We start from the raw sequence: 18,120 nt of genomic DNA, 5'->3' as shown, positions 1-18,120 counted from the left end.
CCCGGCCGACTAAGTTCCCAGCCATGGCGCAGGCAGACGTGCACACCGCGAAACCCGAGGACATCGCCGAGATCGCCCGCATCCAGGTGGACACCTGGCGGGCCGCGTACACCGGGATCCTCACCGACGAGGTCCTGCGCAGCCTCGACCCGGCGGAACTGGGCGAGATCTGGCAGGACACGGTCGAGCACGGCGACGCGACGGTCTACGTGGCCACCGAGGGCGAGTGGCGGGTCGGTTTCTGCGCCGCCGGACCGGCGCCGGAGACCGAGGTCGCCGACCACGAGGGCCTGCTGCCCGAGGACGCGAGCACGATCGGCCTGATCGGAACGCTGCTGGTGGAGCCCCGCTGGGGACGGCGCGGGCACGGCGGGCGGCTGCTCGCGACCGCCGCGCAGGGGTTGAAACAAACCGGCGCCACCCGCGGCATGGTGTGGATTCCGGAGAATGACGGCGTTTCCATCGCCTTCTACGAACGGGCCGGCTGGGAACGTGACGGGATGGTGCGAACCTTGGACGCCGGTGGACGTCCCCTAAGGGAGATACGCCTGACCGGAACCCTGGACTTCCGGCTGAGCTGAATGGTCCCGGCGAATGACGTCGGGGTACCCGAGGCTCGGCTAGTCTTGCGGCCGGTCGGGGGGACGTCTTTCTAAGGGGAAGACCTTTTGTTCGCGAGCCTGTGCGTGGCAGCCGGTGTCGCGTTCGGTTCCGCGCTGGTGCCGTTGATGAACGTGGAGATCTTCGTTCTGGCACTGGTGACCAAGGAGCCGGCGCTGCCCTGGCTCGCGCTCGGCGCCGTCGTGGCGGCCGCCCAGGTCGCGGGCAAGATGCTGTTCTACATGGCCGCGCGCGGCTGGCTGCACCTGCCGAAGTTCATGCACCGCGAGCCGAAGCCGCTCACGCCCAGGCGGGTGGCCTGGCAGCAGCGCACGAAACGGCTGCGTGGCTGGGTGGACGGGCTGACCGAGAAGTGCCATCGGCATCCGCACTGGATGGTCGGCACGTACGGCGTCAGCGCGGTCACCGGGATCCCGCCGTTCATGGCCACCACGATCCTGGCCGGGCTGGCCAGGATGTCCCTGGTCACCTTCCTGACCACCGGTTTGGCCGGGCGTTGGATCCGGTTCAGCCTCCTGGCAGCCTCTCCCGGGTTGATCCACCACCTGTTCTGAGCAGTGCCGTTCGGACCGAGGCCAGCCGCCGCACGCCTTCCACCAGCGCGTGTTCCGGCGCCCCGCCGAACGTCAGCCGCAGGAACGACCCCGGTGGCTCGGCCGCGAACCACGACCGGCCAGGGAAAACAACGACCTCCCGGGCCGCTGCGGCGGTCACGAGTTCGACGTCGTCCACGTCGTCCGGCAACGTCGCCCACGCGTGCAAACCGCCGACAGGCACGGAGACCCGCCAATCGAGCAGATAGGTGGCCACGGCCGACAAGAGCGCATCTCGCCTGGTACGCAACGAAACACGCAAGGCCCGCAGATGCCGCCGCCAGGCCGGTGAGGTGACGAAGTCGATCGTGGCCTCCTGCAACGGCCCGGCCACATAGAAGTCGTCCAACGCCCGCGCTGTCCGCAACCGGATCCCCGCCGCTGCACGCGCCCCGATCCCGGCGACCCGCAACCCCGGAGCGGCGACTTTGGTCAATGACCGCAGGTAGACCACGTGCCCGTCGGTGTCCTCGGAGGCCAACGTGGGCGGTTCAACGCCGTCCACGGTCAGTCCGCGTGCCCAGTCGTCCTCGATCAGGAACGCCCCGGCCCGGCGAACCGCGGCGAACACCGGCGCCCGCCGGTCGCGAGCCAGCACGGCGCCGTGCGGGTTGGCATGAAGCGGCTGGCAGTAGAACATCCGCGCGCCCGTCCGCCGGAACGCCGCATCCAGCAGGTCAGGCCGCACGCCGTCGGCGTCCGAAGGCACCGGGACGACCCGAAGGCCCGCATCCCGGGCAGCGGCGACGGCACCCAGGTACGTCGGCGCCTCGACCAGCACCACCTCACCCGGTTCACCGAATCCGCGGAACACCGTCGCCAGACCGGGTTGCGCGCCGCTGCACAGCGTGATGTCCCCAGCCCGGAAGGCCCCACCAGCCTCCCGGGCGAACCACGTCCGCAGCTCCTCGCGCCCCTCCACGGGCATCCGTCCCCACGCGGTCGGACGCCGCGCGGCACGGGCCAGCGCGGCCCCCAAGGCCTCCACGGGCTGCAGAGACGGGTCGAGGTACCCGCTGGACAGCTGGATGACCTCCGGGCGCGGAACGGTGATGAGCGACGTCAGCAGCTCCTCGTACGGCCGCCCGGCGCCCAGCGCGACCGCCTGCCAGGACAGGTCCGGCGCGGCCACCGGCTCGGGCCGCGCGGCCACAAAACTGCCCCGGCCGGGGCGAACCTCGACCAGCCCTTCCCCGGCCAGCTGCGAGATCGCCGCTTGGACGGTCACCGGCGAGGCGCGATGCCGGGCCATCAGGTCACGGACCGAGGGCAGCCGGTCGCCCGGCCGTCCCGCCTGAGCGGTGGCCTTGATCTCGGCGATAACGCGACCGACGGCGTTATCCTCATTCATGAGAGTGGAGAGTAACGTTATCGCGCCCGCGGGGGTAACACTCGGCGGTCTGGGCGTCCTCGGGTTCAGCTTCTCGCTGCCCGCCACCCGGCTCGCGGTGCTCGGCCTGGACCCCTGGTTCGTGTCCTTCGGCCGGGCCGTCGGCGCAGGTCTGCTGGCCATCGGCTACCTCACGTACACCCGCGCGCCGCGGCCGTCCGGCCGGCAGTGGCGGCAGCTCGCGGTGGTGGCGGTCGGGATCGTGATCGGCTTCCCGTTATCGACCTCTCTCGCTCTCGAGACCCAGACGTCCGCACACGGGGCCGTCGTGATCGCGTGCCTGCCGATGTCGACCGCGATCTGGGCCGTTCTGCGGGCAGGTGAACGGCCACATCGCGGGTTCTGGGTGGCGAGCCTGGTCGGGTTCATGGCCGTTCTCGTCTTCATGTTCACGACCGGGGGCGTCAACGGCGGGTTCGAGCTGCCGGACCTCTTCCTGCTGGTCGGTGTGGTGCTGTGCGGCCTGGGGTACGCGGAGGGCGGGGCGTTGTCGCGTGACCTCGGCGGGGCGCGGACCGTCTGCTGGACGCTGGTGGTGGCGTTGCCGGTGAGCGTCCCGGTGACGGTTTCCGTGGCCTTGACCTCGGGGTTCGCCCGTGCGGACGGGACCGCCTGGTCCGGGTTCGGCTATGTCACGGTCGTGTCGATGTTCCTGGGGTTCTTCGCCTGGTACGCCGGGATGGCCCGCGGCGGGGTCGCGAAAGTCGGTCAGGTTCAGCTGGCTCAGCCGGTTCTGACCCTGGTCTGGAGCGCTTTGTTACTGCGGGAACCGGTCGGCTGGGCTACGGTTTTGACCGCCGCGGTGGTCCTGACCTGCGTTGTTTGGACTCAGCGGAGCCGGGTTCAGCGCGTTGGTAACGGTTAGATAACGAAGCGGCCTCGGTTGAACGTCGGGAGCCAACGCGCTCGTATCCCCCAGTGACGAAGCAAGACCCCGACAGCATTCCGCCGTACTACCCAGGCAATACCTTTTCATGGCTGTGCAGGAGCAGCTGTGGCGCCCCCGCCTGGCCAAAATCCGGAACGAGGTGAGAAGTGGATGCCCCGCACCAATGGGCGACACCGAATCTCCCGCACAACGAAGATCGCGGCCGCGGGCATTGGGCTCGCAATGGCGATCGGCACGTTAGTGGTCATCACCACGACGGGTTCGACCGGCAGTGCCAACGCTGATGCCGCGGATCCGTCGTTCTTTGTGGACATCACCAAGGTCAAGCCGAACGTGAAGCTGGCGAAGCAACAGAACGACGCTTCCACCGGCACATTCACCGTCGACTGTGGTGAGAACCAGAACGGCCACTTCAACCCGGACAACTTCATCGCCCAGCCTGGCATCAAGAACGGCGCCCAGCACCTGCACGACTACGTCGGCAACCTTTCGACGAATGCCGACTCGAGCAACCAGAGCCTGCTCAAGGCCGGGACCACCTGCAAGAACGGTGACCAGTCCGCCTACTTCTGGCCGGTGATCCGGATCGACCGCGAGGACAACGCGGCCAAGCAGAAGAAGGACCAGCAGCAACAGCAGAACAAGAAGAACCAGCAGCAGAAGAACCAGGACGCGAACCAGGACAACGCGAACCAGGACGACGCTGCTCAGAACGACCAGCAGAACAACAAGCAGCAGCAGAACAAGAAGAACAACAACGACGCTGCTCAGAACGACCAGCAGGCCAACGACCAGCAGCAGGCCGACAACGGCGGCCGCAAGAACCTGCGTCAGGGCCAGCAGGACCAGAACCAGGGCGGCAACCGCAAGCAGCAGGGCCGCAACCAGGACGGCCAGCAGCAGAACGACAACGCCGCGCAGGACAAGAACCAGAACCAGGACAAGAACCAGCAGCAGGACCAGAACAAGCAGGACCAGAACAAGAACAACCAGAACGACAAGAACAAGGACAACAAGGACCAGAACGCGGACCAGCAGGACGAGGAACTCGAGGCTCCCCAGGGCGCCGACCAGGAGCTCGCGGGCAACGACGGTCAGATCCTCCAGGCCGCCAACGCGGACATCACCTTCCGCGGCAGCCCGACCGGCGACGTCGTGCCGATGCCGAAGTTCCTCCGGATCCTCTACGGGGACGCCAAGCAGAGCCAGAACGGTCCGAAGAACGCGCGTGACTCGTGGACCTGTGCCGGTTTCGAGGACCGGGTCCTGATCGACAAGTACCCGATCTGCCCGAACGGCGCCGCGGTCAAGCGCATCCACGATTTCCCCAGCTGCTGGGACGGAAAGAACACCGACAGCGAGAACCACCGCGACCACATCGTCTTCCCGGACGAGAACGGTCAGTGCAAGAAGGGGTTCAAGGCGGTTCCGCAGCTGCGCATCACCCTGACGTACAACATCCCGCAGGACGTGCAGCAAAAGGGTCAGTACAAGGTGGACGCGTTCCCGTTCGAGGAGCACAACCCCAAGTCCGACCACGACGACTTCGCGAACGTCATGTCGAACAACCTGATGAACCGGGTCGTCGACTGCATCAACTCCGGAAAGAAATGTAAGGAATAACCACAGGAAGTCTTCGAGGGCCACCAGCCGGGTGGCCCTCAAGGCGCGTCGCGTCCCATCCCCCGACAAATGGGGCGCGACAGTTTGCAACCCCCCGACACCGGCCGCCGCCGGTGAACAAAAAATTGAGGTGAGTAGTCGATGGCCCGTGGCAATGGGCGACACCGCATCTCCCGTCGTACCAAGATCGCGACCGGGGCTTTAGGTCTGGCGGTCGCGGTCGGCACGATCGTTGTGGTGACGACTGCAGGAGGAAGTTCCGGCGACGCGAACGCGGACGCCGCGAACAAGGCGTTCTTCGTTGACATCACCAAGGTCAAGCCGAACGTCAAGAAGCCACAGCAGCAGCGCAACGCGAGCAGGGGCACCTTCACGGTGAACTGTGGCCGCAACGAGAACGGCCACTTCAACCCGGACAACTTCATCGCCGCTCCCGGCGTGAAGAACGGCGCCCAGCACCTGCACGACTACGTGGGCAACCTGTCCACCAACGCCGACTCCACCAACGAGAGCCTGCTCAAGGCGGGCACCACCTGCCGCAACGGCGACAAGTCGGCGTACTTCTGGCCGGTCATCCGGATCGACACGGGTGACGAGGAGAAAGAGGCCAAGGAGAACCCGCCGGCCGCGCAGCAGAAGCAGGAGCGCGAGCAGCAGGCCGCCAAGGACAAGCAGGACAAGGCCAAGCCGCAGGTCGACTGCCCGGACGTGGCCTCCAAGCTCCCGGGTGAGATTCCCGACGACGCGCAGAAGGTCGTCGAGGACAACCTGAAGAAGGTCGACGAGGTCACCGACGCCGCCAACAAGAAGGCGGCCACGGCCAAGAACCTCGACCAGGAGGTCATCGGCCCGCTCACCGAGCAGCGCAAGCAGCCGCTGGACCAGATCAGCCTGGCGCTGATGCGCATCGGCCAGCAGACCCAGGACTTCGGCCAGCTCGCCGTCTGCAAGGTCAAGCAGCCCAACGGAGCCGGTGGCCAGGACAACGGCGGCCAGAACAACAACAAGCCGGAGCCGGGCACCGACACCAAGCCGCAGAAGCCGGAGACCAACGAGAACGAGCTCGAGGGCAACGACGGCGTCATCCAGAAGCCGCTGAAGGCCGAGCTGACCTTCGAGGGCAACGAGACCGGCAAGGTCACCGCCATGCCGAAGTTCCTGCGGATCCTGTTCGGTGACGCCAAGGAGAGCCAGAACGGCCCGAAGAACGCCCGTGACTCCTGGACCTGTGAGGGCTTCGAGAACCGCGTGCTGATGGACAAGTACCCGATCTGCCCGCAGGGCAAGAAGGTCAAGCGCATCCACGAGTTCCCGAGCTGCTGGGACGGCAAGAACATCGACTCCACCAACCACCGCGACCACATCGTGTTCCCGGACGCGAACGGCAAGTGCAAGCAGGGCTTCAAGGCCGTGCCCAAGCTGGTGACCACGCTGACCTACGACATCCCGCACGACATCCAGGTCAAGGGCCAGTACAAGGTGGACGCGTTCCCGTTCGAAAACCACAACCCCAAGTCCGACCACGACGACTTCGCCAACGTGATGTCGCAGTGCATCATGAACCGCGTTGTCAACTGCATCAACAAGGGTAAGCGCTGCAGCGAGTGAGTTACCCCCAATGACCCTTGGCGGGGTTGTGGGTTGGCGCACCGATTCACAACCCCGCCAAGGCCTTTTCACCCCCGAGGACGGTTCCGGCCCTGCACCGGAACCGTCCTTTTTGTACTGACTAGCCGTCGAGCGCGGTGGTCACCAGCGCGTGGCCGGAACCGGTGCGGCCGCGCACCCGCAGCACGGGCTTGGTATTGGGTGGCGTGTTCAGCAACGGAAGTTCGCTGCGGGCCTGGCCGGAACCCGACGACAGGTCGATCTCGGCGCTGGTGCCCTGCCGGATGCCGACCCGGATCTCGCCGGAGCCGGTGTTCAGGTCGAGCTTGCCGGAGGCTGCGTCGGCCACCGACAGGTCGCCGGATCCGGTGCGCGCCATGACATCCGCGGCCACCGCGCCCAGCCAGACGTCCCCGCTGCCGGTCACCAGCGCGCTGCTGCCGCCGACCGAGGACACCTCGACGTCGCCGCTGCCGCTGCGGGCCTGCAGGCCGCCGAGCATCGGGCCCAGCCGCACCGCGCCCGTCCCGGTGTTCACCGTCGCGGCCCCGTCGGCGCGGTCGACCTTGATGTCCCCGGAACCGGTGTGCACCTTCAGCCGGCCCGCGGCCCCGGTGACCAGGATGTCCGCGGAGCCGCTTCGAATGTCCACATGGGACCCGTTGGGCGCGCGAACGGTGATCCCCACTGCGAAGGCACGCATGGACTTCGGCATCTGCACGGTCAGCCTGCCGCCGGAGAACTCGATCCTGGCCTGCGCCAAGCCTTCCTCGGTCTGCTCGCCGGTCTGCCCGGAGAACCAGCTCATGATGCTGGAGAACCCGGACGCCCAGGCGGAGGCCAGGTCCGGGCGGTGCCTGAGCCGCACGGTGATGCCGGGCTCGTCGGTGAGCAGCACGTCGACCGCGCCGGAGTTCAGCGCGATCTCCAGCTCCTGCGGCCCGTCGGCGTCGAAGTTCCGGACGATGTCTTCCTCGGTCATGATGGTCCCGCCTCCCCGGATTTCACTGTGTTGGTCGCGTTGGGCAGCGGGTGTCATGACCCGTCGGTCCATCCGTGCACGCGCGAGGACGAACCCCCGCCGCGCTTGGGCTGCTCCTGCGTGGTGTGGTCGTGCTGCCAGCCGCGGTCGCGCATCTTGCGGTGCAGGGCGCCCTGGACGGCCTGCGAGACGAACGTGTTCAGCGACACGCCCTGGGCCGCGGCGGCCTGCTCGGCCTGGCTCTTGATCTGCTCGAACATCCGCACGGTCATCCGGCTGATGTTCTCGGCGGAGTCCCCGCCACCGGCCCCCGTGGGCGGCAGGTCGGGCTCGGGTTCGGCGTGCGTGCCGGTGTGCGTGACGACCACCTGGACGTCGCGGCCGTCCAGCCGGACTTCGACGATGTGCTCGTCCAGGGCCGCGGTGACCTCGGCGGCCAGGTCCGACAGGGCGTTCATGATCGCGAGCCGGAGGGCCGGCTCCAGCGCGGCGGACAACACGGCGGCCGATCGCCGGGTTTGCTCGTCCCCGGCGGAAGCGGTGGTCGCGAGGTCCTCGCGCAGTGACTCGATGTACGGCGTGAGATCCATGACGTCAGCATGACATCACTCGTGACGTCACGTCAAGGCAGAATGACGTCACCAATGATGTCACTTGACGTCACCGTGGCGTCAACCTGTCGAGGACCCGAAAGTGACCAGGGCAATCGGCGCGGGGGAGGTAGCCCGGCAAAAGAGCCGGTTAGGCTCACCGCCATGACCGAGACCGTGGCCCCCAAGGTGCAACTGATCGCCAAAACCGAGTTCTTCCCGCCGGCGGACGTGCCCTGGACGACCGACAGCGACGGCGGCGAGGCGCTCGCCGAGTTCGCCGGCCGCGCGTGCTACCAGTCGTGGAAGAAGCCCAACCCGGCCACCGCGACCAACGCCGGCTACCTGCGGCACATCCTCGAGGTCGGCCACCTCTCGGTGCTCGAGCACGGGACGGTGTCCTTCTACATCACCGGGATCTCGCGCTCGCTGACCCACGAGCTGATCCGCCACCGGCACTTCTCGTACTCGCAGTTGTCCCAGCGGTACGTGCCCGAGCGCAACGCGGCCATGGTCGAGCCGGACGTCATCGCCCAGGACCCCGAGCTGCACGCGAAGTTCGTCGCGGCGGCCGACGCGGCGGTCGAGGCCTACACCGAGCTGCTGGCGGGCCTGGAGCGGAAGTTCGCCGACGAGCCCAGCGCGACGCTGCGCCGCAAGCAGGCCCGCCAGGCCGCCCGCGCGGTGCTGCCCAACGCCACCGAGACCCGGATCGTGGTCACCGGCAACTACCGCGCCTGGCGGCACTTCATCGCCATGCGCGCCACCGAGGCCGCCGACGTGGAGATCCGCGCGCTGGCCATCGAATGCCTGCGGCAGCTGCAGAAGGCCGCGGCGAACGTGTTCGACGACTTCACCATCTCTGCCCTGCCGGACGGCACCGAGACCGCAGCCAGCCCGCTCGTCACCGAAGGATGAAGCGGCTCACCGTCGACCTGCGTCCGGGGGGCTACGCGGTCTCCCGGCTGCCGGGCGGAACGGCGCTGCCCGCGTTCGACGCCGGGGACGCGCTGGTCTCGGTCACCAGTACGCCCGATGAGGTCTCGATCGTCGCCCCGGCGGGCATGGTGCCCGAAGGGGCCAAAGTGGACGGTGGCTGGCGGCTGCTGACCGTGCGCGGGCCGCTGGAGTTCACCCTGACCGGGATCATGGCCTCGCTGGCCGGTTCGCTGGCCGCGGCCGGGGTGCCGATCTTCGCGGTGTCCACCTTCGACACCGACCACATCCTGGTCAAGCAGGCCGACCTGGACCGGGCCGTGACGGCGTTGCGCGAGGCGGGCCACGAGGTGCACGCCTGACCGCCCGAAAGGGCACGCACAACGCGGACGGCGTTGCGGGCGGCGGGTTACAGTGCGCGGGTGACCGAGGAGCAGCGCGTCGTCGCCGGCCGGTACGCCTTCCTTCGTGAGCTGGGCCGCGGCGGCATGGGCGTGGTCTGGCTGGCCGAGGACCGGACCATCGGGCGGCAGGTCGCCATCAAGGAACTCCTGCTGCCGCCGGGCATCCCGCCGCACGAGCGGGAGGTGTTCGAGCAGCGCGTGCTGCGCGAGGCGCGCACGGCCGGGCGGCTGAGCGACCCGGGCATCGTCACGGTGCACGACGTGGTGCAGGAGGACGGCGCCACCTACATCGTGATGGAGCTGATCGAGGCCGAGAACCTGGCCGACGTCGTCCGCGCGCACGGCCCGCTGCCGCCCCTGCGGGTGCTCAAGATCGCCGAACAGGTGCTGGTCGCGTTGCAGGTCGCGCACGCGGCCGGGATCGTGCACCGGGATGTCAAGCCCAGCAACGTGATGATCGCCGCGAACGGCCGGGTGAAGCTGACCGACTTCGGCATCGCCCAGTCCACAGAGGACTCACGGCTGACCACGAGCGGCACGCTGGTCGGCTCGCCCACCTACATCTCGCCGGAACGGCTGCTGGGCCGCGACGCCAGCCCGGCCTCCGACCTGTGGGCCCTGGGCGCGACGCTTTTCTTTGCCGCGGAAGGGTTCGGCGCCTACGACCGGCCGACCACGGCGGCGTCCATCCAGGCCATCATGAACGAGCGGGCCCAGTTGCGGACCGTGCCACCCGGCCCGCTCGCCGAGCTGATCCTGGGTCTGCTGGAGCCCGACCCGGACGCCCGGATCACCGACGGCCAGGCGCACTACCTGATCGACCAGGCGCGCAGGCAGCCGCCACCCAGGCCGGTGCACGGCACGCCGTCGAGCCCGATGACCGGCCACCCGCAGCCCGGTCCCCAATCCGGTCCGCAGTCCGGGCCACAGTCCGGACCGCAGCCGGTGCACCAGCACCCGGTCGTGCCGCCCACGAAGGTCGTGCCCAAGAGCCGCAGGAACGGGATCCTGGTGGCGGTCGCGGCCGTGATCCTGGCCGGCGCGGTCGTCGTGGTCCTTGCCGTGACAGGTGTTTTCGACTCGAAGAAGGACAACCCCGCCGCGGTCACCCCACCGGCGAGCGGCAGCCCGACCCCGCCCATCACAGGCAAACCGGCCTACACCACCAAGACGTTGACCTTCGGTCAGGGCGGGGACATCACGTCCGACGGGTTCACCGACTTCGTCGGCCTCGGCTGCTTCGCCGGTACCAGCCGGACGGACCTGAAGGAGGCCGACTGCAAGGAGCCGCATGTGCTGGAGCTGCTCAAGAAGATCGACCTGGACGGCGACAGCGACACCTACCCCGGCGCCGAAGCGGCCGCCACGACCACCGAGGACGGCTGCAAGGAGGTCCCCGGCGAGGTGAAGACCGACATCGCGGTCAGCTTCGGCGCGGTGGTGCCCACACAGGACGCATGGGACAAAGGCAAGCACGAGGGCTGGTGTGTCGCCTGGGCGCCAGGAAGTAGCCAGATGACCGCGTCCATCGCGGGTAACTAACTTCTTGGGCTACCGCTCGGTTCGGCGGCGAACGGAAGTTAGAGTGCCCGCGTGACGCAGGACTATGCGCAGCAACAGCGGGTCATCGCGGGCCGCTATGTCATCCTCCGCGAGATCGGCCGCGGCGGCATGGGCGTGGTGTGGCTCGCCGAGGACCGCACGATCGGCCGCCGGGTCGCCATCAAGGAACTGCACCTGCCGGACGGGATCGAGCCGCAGGAGCGGCACATCTTCGAGGAGCGGGTGCTGCGCGAGGCCCGCACCGCCGGCCGGCTCAACGACCCGGGAATCGTGACGGTGTTCGACGTGCTGCAGGAGCACGGCAACACGTTCATCGTGATGGAGCTGATCGAGGCGCCGACCCTGGCCGACATCGTCAAGCAGAGCGGCCCGTTGTCGGAGGACCACACCACGCGGGTGGCCGCCCAGCTGGTGTCCGCTTTGGACACCGCGCACCGGGCCGGGATCGTGCACCGGGACGTCAAGCCCAGCAACGTCATGATCGACATGAGCGGCCGGGTGAAGCTGACCGACTTCGGCATCGCCCAGTCCACCGACGACCCGCGGCTGACCACGAGCGGCACGCTGATCGGTTCGCCCACCTACATGTCGCCGGAGCGGCTCAAGGGCCAGGAGGCCGTGCCCGCCTCCGACCTGTGGGCGCTCGGCGCCACCCTGTTCTACGCCGTCGAGGGCTACGGCGCGTACGACCGGCAGACCACGGCCGCCTCGATCCAGGCGATCATGAACGAGGTCGCGTTCCTGACCCGCTGCCGCGGCCCGCTCGCGTCGCTGATCATGGGCCTGCTCAACTCGGAGCCCGCGGGCCGGCCGACCGCGCCTCAGGTCCGGGCCCTGCTCAACCAGGCCACGCACGCGATCCCGAACACCGGCCCGACCGCGCAGGTGGGGTGGAACGGCCAGCTGCCGCCGACCCAGCCGAACAACGGCATGCCGCCGAAACGCAACCGCACCACGGCGATCGTGCTGGTCGTGCTGGTCGCGTTGGTGATGGCGACCGCGGGCTGGTTCGGCCGGGACCTGTTCACCTCGTCCGGCGCCTCGGGCGCGACCGCGGCCATCCAGCCGACCCTGACCTACGGCGACGCCGGCAACATCCCGGTCTGGGACATCTACTTCTCCGGCGGCGAGACCTGCATGGAGGAACCGCCCGCGGACAAGCGGCAGTACAAGTCCGCCGACAAGGTCGACTGCGACAAGCAACACTCGACCGAGGTCTTCGACGAGATCAAGTCCAACCTGAAGTCCCCGGACAAGACCAAGCACACCGCGGGCGCGGCCTACCAGGCCGAGACGCTGACCAAGTTCGCCGAGGACGCCTGCACGATGAGCTTCAACTCGGGCCTGCTCAAGGACGCCAAGGCGAACATGAAGTACATGGCCGCGATCCCGTCCGAGCAGGCCTGGAACGACAGCACCCAGCCCGCGCGGTCGATCTTCTGCCTGGCCTGGACCAAGGACAACAGCAAGGTGACCGGCTCCATACTGCCGAAGGACGACAGCTGAGTACCTTGGCGATATGGGTATCGCCACGGACGAACGTGCGCAGCTGAGTGACCTGTTCCTCACCGTGGGGCCGGACGCGCCGACCCTGTGCGAGGGCTGGCAGACCAAGGACCTGGCCGCCCACCTGGTGGTCCGCGAGCGCCGCCCGGACGCGGCCGGTGGGATCCTGATCCCCGCGCTGGCCGCGCGGACCGAGCGCGTGATGGCCGAGTACGCGGCCAAACCGTGGGACGAGCTGGTGGACCTGGTCCGGTCCGGCCCGCCGCGCTGGTCGCCGATGAGCTTCGGCCCGGTGAACGAGCTGGCCAACGGCGGCGAGTTCTTCATCCACCACGAGGACGTCCGGCGGGCCCAGGAGGGCTGGGAGCCCCGGCCGTCCGACCCCCGCCGGGACGAGGTGTTGTGGCGCGGGCTGAAGTTCGCGGCGAGGCGCGGCTACCGCAAGAGCGTGGTCGGCGTGCTGCTGCGCCGTCCGGACGGGGCCACGATCGTCGGCAAGGTCGGCCCGAACGCGGTGACCCTCTCCGGCGAGGTCGGCGACCTGCTGCTGCACGCGTTCGGCCGGGACGCGGTGCGCCTGGAGTTCGAGGGCGACGAGGCCGCTGTGGCCGAGATCAAGGGTGTGAAGCGAAGCTTTTGAGGTAATTCCGGCCGGGACGCGTCGAATTTCCGCACCGCCGGAGTCGCCGCTGATCAGCGCGGATTGAGGAGGTAACTTCAGCGCTATGACTGGATGCCCCACCGCAGCCCCGGGACGGCCCGTAGGCCGCGTCCTGACCGCCATGGTGACCCCATTCAACGCCGACGGGCGGCTGGACCTGGCCAAGGCCCAGGAGCTCGCCCGGCATCTGGTCGACCTCGGCAACGACGGCCTGATCGTGAACGGCACCACGGGGGAGGCGCCGACCACGACCGACGACGAGAAGGCGGACCTGATCCGCGCCGTCGCCGAGGCCGTCGGCGACCGTTGCACGATCATCGCGGGCGGCAGTACCTACGACACCGCCCACAGCGTCACCATGGCCCGCAGGCTGGCGCAGGCCGGTGCGCACGCGCTGCTCGCCGTCACCCCGTACTACTCACGGCCGTCCCAGGCAGGCCTGATCGCGCACTTCACCGCGATCGCCGAGGCCACGGACCTCCCCGTGGTGCTGTATGACATCCCCCCGCGCGCCGTGGTCGCCATCGAGGTCCCGACCCTGCTACAGCTGGCCGAGCACCCCCAGATCGTCGCGGTCAAGGACGCCAAGGGCGACCTCGCCGCGGGCGCCGAAGTGATCGCCAACACCGAGCTGGCCTACTACAGCGGCGACGACGTGCTGAACCTGCCGTGGCTGGCAGTCGGCGCCGTCGGTTTCGGCAGCATCATCGGCCACGTCGTCGGCGACCGCCTCAAGGCCATGCTCGACGCGTTCGAGAAGGGCGACGTCGCGGGCGCCCAGGAGGTCAACCGGTCCCTGATGCCCGTCAACCGCGCCATGTCCCGCACCGGCGGCGGCCAGGGCCTGGTGTTCGCCAAGGCCGCCATGCGCCTGCGCGGCATCGACGCCGGCACCCCCCGCCTGCCCCTCCTGCCCGCCACCGACGAGCAGATCGCCGCCATCGCCGCCGACTTGGCGGTGGCCGGTGTGCCCCTCAAAAGCGCGTCTGAGACGGTAGTGGGGTGATCGAAACCTCGCAGAACTCTCCGCCACCGCTGGCCGAGGGTGGGCTACGGGTGGTCGCTCTCGGCGGGATCGGCGAGGTCGGCCGGAACATGACGGTCTTCGAGCACGAGGGCCGGCTGCTGATCGTCGACTGCGGTGTGCTGTTCCCCGAGGACCAGCAGCCCGGTGTCGACCTGATCCTGCCGGACTTCCGGGCCATCGAGAACCGTCTGGACGATGTGGACGCGATCGTGCTCACGCACGGCCACGAGGACCACATCGGCGCCGTCCCGTTCCTGCTCCGGCTGCGTGCGGACATCCCGGTGATCGGGTCAAGGTTCACCCTGGCGCTGCTGGCCGCTAAGTGCCGCGAGCACCGCCAGGACCCGGTGCTGATCGAAGTGAACGAGCGGGAACGGCGCACCGCGGGCCCGTTCGAGTGCGAGTTCTTCGCGGTCAACCACTCCATCCCAGACGCGCTGGCGGTGGCCATCCGCACCTCCGCGGGCCTGATCCTGCACACCGGCGACATCAAGCTCGACCAGCTGCCGCTGGACGGCAGGCTGACCGACCTCAGCGGGTTCTCCCAGCTCGGCGACGAGGGCGTGGACCTGTTCCTGGTCGACTCGACCAACGCCGAGGTGCCCGGGTTCGTCACGCCGGAGCGCGAGATCGGCCCGGTGCTGGACAACGTGATCATGCGCGCGACCCAGCGGGTGATCGTGGCCTGCTTCGCCTCGCACGTGCACCGGGTCCAGCAGGTGCTGGACATCGCGGTCGCGCACAAGCGCCGGGTCGCGTTCGTAGGCCGTTCGATGGTCCGCAACATGGGCATCGCGGGTGACCTGGGGCTGCTGCACATCCCGCCGGGCCTGCTGGTGGACCTGGACGCCGCCATGGAGCTGCCCGAGCACGAGGTGCTGTTCGTGTCCACGGGGTCGCAGGGCGAGCCGTTGTCGGCGTTGTCGCGGATGGCCCGTGGTGAGCACCGGCAGATCTCCATCCGCCCCGGTGACACCGTCATCCTGGCGTCGTCACTGATCCCGGGTAACGAGACCGCGGTGTTTGGCGTGGTCAACGGCCTCGCGCGGCTGGGGGCGCACGTCGTGCACCAGGGCAACGCCAAGGTGCACGTGTCCGGGCACGCGTCCGCCGGGGAGCTGTTGTTCCTGTACAACGCCGTGCGGCCGTCGAACGTCATGCCGGTACACGGGGAGTGGCGTCACCTACGCGCGAACGCGGACCTCGCGGTGAGGACGGGTGTGCCTAGGGACCACGTCGTGCTCGCCGAGGATGGCGTTGTCGTGGACCTGATCGACGGGCGCGCGCGGATCACGGGGCGCGTCGAGGTCGGGCACGTGTACGTCGACGGGTTGTCCGTCGGTGACGTCGGCGAGTCGACCTTGTCCGACCGGCTGATCCTGGGCGAGGGCGGGTTCATCTCGATCACCGTCGCCGTCGAGGCCAGCACCGGCCGCGCGGTGGCGCCGCCGACCATCTCCGGCCGCGGCTTCTCCGACGATCCCAAGGCGCTGGACGAGGTCGTCTCCCTGGTGGAGATGGAACTGTCCCGCACCGAGGCCGAGGGCATCACCGACACGCACCGGATCGCCCAGATCGTGCGGCGGGTGGTGGGCCGCTGGGTGGCGGAGAAGTACCGCCGCCGCCCGATGATCGTCCCCACGGTCATCCCCGTCTGACCCCGGGCACGCTCGTGAGTACGTTTGTCAGGCCTTCCCGGCAAACGTACTCACGAGTGCATCCCCAGTCTCTTGTGTACGGACCTGAGACGCACGCTGGGCGATGTAGGCTCCCGCGAGAATCGCGATTCCGCCGATGATCTGCACCACACCCAGGGTCTCGTTGAGCAGTACCCACGCGTAGAGGGTGGCGATCAGGGGTTCGGCGACGGCGAGCACGCTGGCCACATTGGACGGCAGGTGCCGCAGCGCGGTCATGCCGATCGTGTACGGCAGAACGGTGCCGAACAAGGCGATCGCGACGATGAGCGTCCACACCGGACCCAAGGCCGTGTCCTTGGTCAGCACGTCCAGCGGTAGTTCCCATGGTGGCGCGATGGCCACGACCAGCACCGCGCCGATCAGCATGCCCCAGGTGACCATGGTCAGCGGGTGTTTGGTGCGCACACCATGTTCGCCCAAGAGGAAGTACGAGGCCGCGCACAGGGCGGTGCCGATCCCGCAGAGCAGCCCGATCGCGTCCAGCGTCAAGCCTTGCCACACCTGCGCCATCACGGTGAGCCCGGCGAACGCCAACGCGGTGCCCAGCCACATCGTCTTGGGCAGCATGGTTTTCCGGACGAACCGCACCCACAAGGCGACGAGCACGGGCGACATGAACTCCAGCACCATCGCGATGCCGACCGGCAGCCGCGACACCCCGGCGAAGTACAGCACCTGAACCCCGGCGACACCGAACAACCCATAGGCGGACAACAACTTCCAGTCCGACCAATGGATCCGCAACAGCCGCGGCCGGGTGACACCCACACCGACTAGGAGCATCAGCGCCGCCAGCCCGATCCTCGCGCCCGCGACCTGCTGCGGGGACAGGCCCGCCGCCATCGCCGGCTTCGCCAACGGCCCCGAACAGGCGAAGAACAACGACGACACCAGCAGCAGAGCGATACCCCGGACGTTCACCCGCACGACCATCGCACACCCCACCGACACCCAGCGCGGGATTTTCTACAGGTTGAGAAGCCTCGCGGCGGTGGTGTCAAGGATGTTCCCGGCATCGGGCACACCCGAACGTTCGATGTAGGTGACGGCCTCCTGGAACGCTTCCCCTGACTGGTAGGGGAAATCCGTGCCCAGCACGAGCCGCCCGGCGCCGTACGACTCCGCCGCGGCCTTCACGCGGGCACGTGGTCGTGCGCAACTGTGTCGAAGAACATGCGCTGAACGGCCAGACTCGGCTTATCCGGAGTGCTCGGCGACTCCCAGGCCGCCTGGTGGTCCATCCGGGTGAGCAGCATCGGCAGAGCCCCGCCAAGGTGCGAGCCGAGGATCTTCATGTCCGGGAACCGGCTCGGAATCCCGGCCAGGATGAGGTGCGCGAGCGCAACAGTGTCCTCGATCGGCGCACCCACCGCCCACGTCATGTTCTTGGAGATCAGTGTGGACTCAGCCCGCGCACCGGCAGGGTGCACGTAGAGCACACTTCCGCGCCGGTCCAGCTCCTCGAACACCGGCAGGAAACCCTCATCGTCCAGCGCCTTCCCCAGCACCGACGTCGTCACCGCAACACCTAGCATGCCCATCTCGAAGGCCCGGTCCAGCTCGGCCAGGGCCGCGTCGGTGTGCGGGAACGGCAACGACGCGAACGCGCGGAAACGGTCGGGGTACTTCTCGACCAGCGCGGCGTACTCATCGTTCACGCGATGGGCGGCGTCGACCACGTGCGTCTTGTTCGCGAAGTGCGGCGACGCGGGCGTGGACGAAAGCACCTGGAGGTCGATCCCCGCCTTGTCCAGCTGCGCGAACCGCGCCGCCAACTCCCGCTCCGTCGTCCCCGCCCCCACCCCCCCGGTGCACCGCCGCATTGGCATACCCATAGCGCTCGACCAGAGCCAGATACGCCGCACTCCACACATGAGCATGAACATCGACCCGCATCCCGAACTCCCCTCCGCTCGGCACCTACCCACCACGCACCTAATGGGGATTGATCGGCGTGGCCTCCCACCGATTGTGGTTGGTGGGGGTGAGGCTGGTTGCCGAGCCGCTGGCCGGTGAGCACTGTCATC

General features: G+C 68.5%; 18 protein-coding genes. 12 read left to right on the top strand and 6 right to left on the bottom strand.

The features are described from left to right. Nucleotides 1-23: 23 nt before the first annotated feature. Nucleotides 24-581, top strand: a complete 558-nt coding sequence (locus AB0J95_RS48995) for a GNAT family N-acetyltransferase (RefSeq protein ID WP_364773431.1) — start codon at nt 24-26, stop codon at nt 579-581. 147 nt (nt 582-728) lie between these two features. Continuing rightward, entirely contained in the window at nt 729-1,175 is a 447-nt protein-coding gene (locus AB0J95_RS48990) for a hypothetical protein (protein ID WP_364773531.1), read from the top strand. Here the strand turns inward: AB0J95_RS48990 and AB0J95_RS48985 are convergent. Further along, nucleotides 1,129-2,565, bottom strand: coding sequence for a PLP-dependent aminotransferase family protein (locus tag AB0J95_RS48985; RefSeq protein WP_364773430.1), 1,437 nt, complete (start codon nt 2,563-2,565; stop codon nt 1,129-1,131). The two genes, AB0J95_RS48990 and AB0J95_RS48985, sit on opposite strands and share 47 nt — an antisense overlap. Between AB0J95_RS48985 and AB0J95_RS48980 the strand changes: the two genes are divergently transcribed. The 3 genes from AB0J95_RS48980 (at nt 2,564) to AB0J95_RS48970 (ending at nt 6,724) form a co-directional block, all read left to right on the top strand. Beyond that, nucleotides 2,564-3,469, top strand: a complete 906-nt coding sequence (locus tag AB0J95_RS48980; RefSeq protein WP_364773429.1) for a DMT family transporter — start codon at nt 2,564-2,566, stop codon at nt 3,467-3,469. The genes AB0J95_RS48985 and AB0J95_RS48980 overlap by 2 nt on opposite strands. A 174-nt stretch (nt 3,470-3,643) precedes the next feature. Then, a complete protein-coding gene (locus AB0J95_RS48975; protein ID WP_364773427.1) occupies nt 3,644-5,116 on the top strand; it encodes a DUF1996 domain-containing protein in 1,473 nt (490 codons plus the stop codon). Between the two features lie 141 nt (nt 5,117-5,257). Continuing rightward, complete coding sequence (locus tag AB0J95_RS48970; RefSeq protein WP_364773425.1) at nt 5,258-6,724, top strand: DUF1996 domain-containing protein; 1,467 nt, start codon at nt 5,258-5,260, stop codon at nt 6,722-6,724. 121 nt (nt 6,725-6,845) lie between these two features. Here AB0J95_RS48970 and AB0J95_RS48965 read toward each other — a convergent pair whose 3' ends face one another. Both AB0J95_RS48965 and AB0J95_RS48960 read right to left on the bottom strand, forming a co-directional pair. Next, nucleotides 6,846-7,706, bottom strand: coding sequence for a DUF4097 family beta strand repeat-containing protein (locus tag AB0J95_RS48965; RefSeq protein WP_364773424.1), 861 nt, complete (start codon nt 7,704-7,706; stop codon nt 6,846-6,848). A gap of 53 nt (nt 7,707-7,759) precedes the next feature. Continuing rightward, nucleotides 7,760-8,296 (bottom strand): toxin-antitoxin system HicB family antitoxin, encoded by a 537-nt coding sequence (locus AB0J95_RS48960; RefSeq protein ID WP_364773422.1) that lies wholly within the window; start codon nt 8,294-8,296, stop codon nt 7,760-7,762. Between the two features lie 165 nt (nt 8,297-8,461). On the opposite strand from AB0J95_RS48960, the gene thyX reads away from it, so the two are divergent. From thyX to AB0J95_RS48925, 7 genes are all read left to right on the top strand, one after another. Continuing rightward, nucleotides 8,462-9,214 (top strand): FAD-dependent thymidylate synthase, encoded by a 753-nt coding sequence (gene thyX, locus AB0J95_RS48955; RefSeq protein ID WP_364773420.1) that lies wholly within the window; start codon nt 8,462-8,464, stop codon nt 9,212-9,214. Then, nucleotides 9,211-9,594 (top strand): ACT domain-containing protein, encoded by a 384-nt coding sequence (locus AB0J95_RS48950; protein WP_364773419.1) that lies wholly within the window; start codon nt 9,211-9,213, stop codon nt 9,592-9,594. The genes thyX and AB0J95_RS48950 overlap by 4 nt, the downstream gene beginning before the upstream one ends. A gap of 60 nt (nt 9,595-9,654) precedes the next feature. After that, nucleotides 9,655-11,178 carry a protein kinase gene (locus AB0J95_RS48945; protein ID WP_364773418.1) on the top strand — a complete coding sequence of 508 codons (1,524 nt, stop codon included), beginning with the start codon at nt 9,655-9,657 and terminating at the stop codon, nt 11,176-11,178. A 51-nt stretch (nt 11,179-11,229) separates the two neighbouring features. Then, nucleotides 11,230-12,705, top strand: a complete 1,476-nt coding sequence (locus AB0J95_RS48940; protein ID WP_364773417.1) for a serine/threonine-protein kinase — start codon at nt 11,230-11,232, stop codon at nt 12,703-12,705. Between the two features lie 13 nt (nt 12,706-12,718). Beyond that, nucleotides 12,719-13,345 (top strand): TIGR03085 family metal-binding protein, encoded by a 627-nt coding sequence (locus AB0J95_RS48935; protein ID WP_364773416.1) that lies wholly within the window; start codon nt 12,719-12,721, stop codon nt 13,343-13,345. An 85-nt stretch (nt 13,346-13,430) separates the two neighbouring features. Beyond that, nucleotides 13,431-14,372 (top strand): 4-hydroxy-tetrahydrodipicolinate synthase, encoded by a 942-nt coding sequence (dapA, locus tag AB0J95_RS48930; RefSeq protein ID WP_364773415.1) that lies wholly within the window; start codon nt 13,431-13,433, stop codon nt 14,370-14,372. Next, nucleotides 14,369-16,051: a ribonuclease J gene (locus AB0J95_RS48925; RefSeq protein WP_364773414.1), complete on the top strand. Its 1,683-nt coding sequence runs from the start codon at nt 14,369-14,371 to the stop codon at nt 16,049-16,051. Before dapA ends, AB0J95_RS48925 begins: the two co-directional genes overlap by 4 nt. A gap of 27 nt (nt 16,052-16,078) precedes the next feature. On the opposite strand, the gene AB0J95_RS48920 is transcribed toward AB0J95_RS48925, so the two are convergent. Genes AB0J95_RS48920 through AB0J95_RS48910 form a run of 3 tightly spaced genes read right to left on the bottom strand, consistent with a single transcriptional unit; the run spans nt 16,079 to nt 17,868 of the window. Further along, on the bottom strand, nt 16,079-17,026 hold the full coding sequence (locus tag AB0J95_RS48920) for an EamA family transporter (RefSeq protein ID WP_364773413.1): 948 nt from the start codon (nt 17,024-17,026) through the stop codon (nt 16,079-16,081). A gap of 33 nt (nt 17,027-17,059) precedes the next feature. Beyond that, nucleotides 17,060-17,230, bottom strand: coding sequence for a hypothetical protein (locus AB0J95_RS48915; RefSeq protein WP_364773412.1), 171 nt, complete (start codon nt 17,228-17,230; stop codon nt 17,060-17,062). Next, entirely contained in the window at nt 17,227-17,868 is a 642-nt protein-coding gene (locus AB0J95_RS48910) for an amidohydrolase family protein (RefSeq protein WP_364773411.1), read from the bottom strand. Before AB0J95_RS48910 ends, AB0J95_RS48915 begins: the two co-directional genes overlap by 4 nt. Nucleotides 17,869-18,120 lie beyond the last annotated feature (252 nt).

Origin of the sequence: Actinocrispum sp. NPDC049592 (genome assembly GCF_040675465.1) — a bacterium.
Lineage (GTDB): Bacteria > Actinomycetota > Actinomycetes > Mycobacteriales > Pseudonocardiaceae > Kibdelosporangium.
This window is presented reverse-complemented; position numbering and strand designations above follow the sequence as displayed.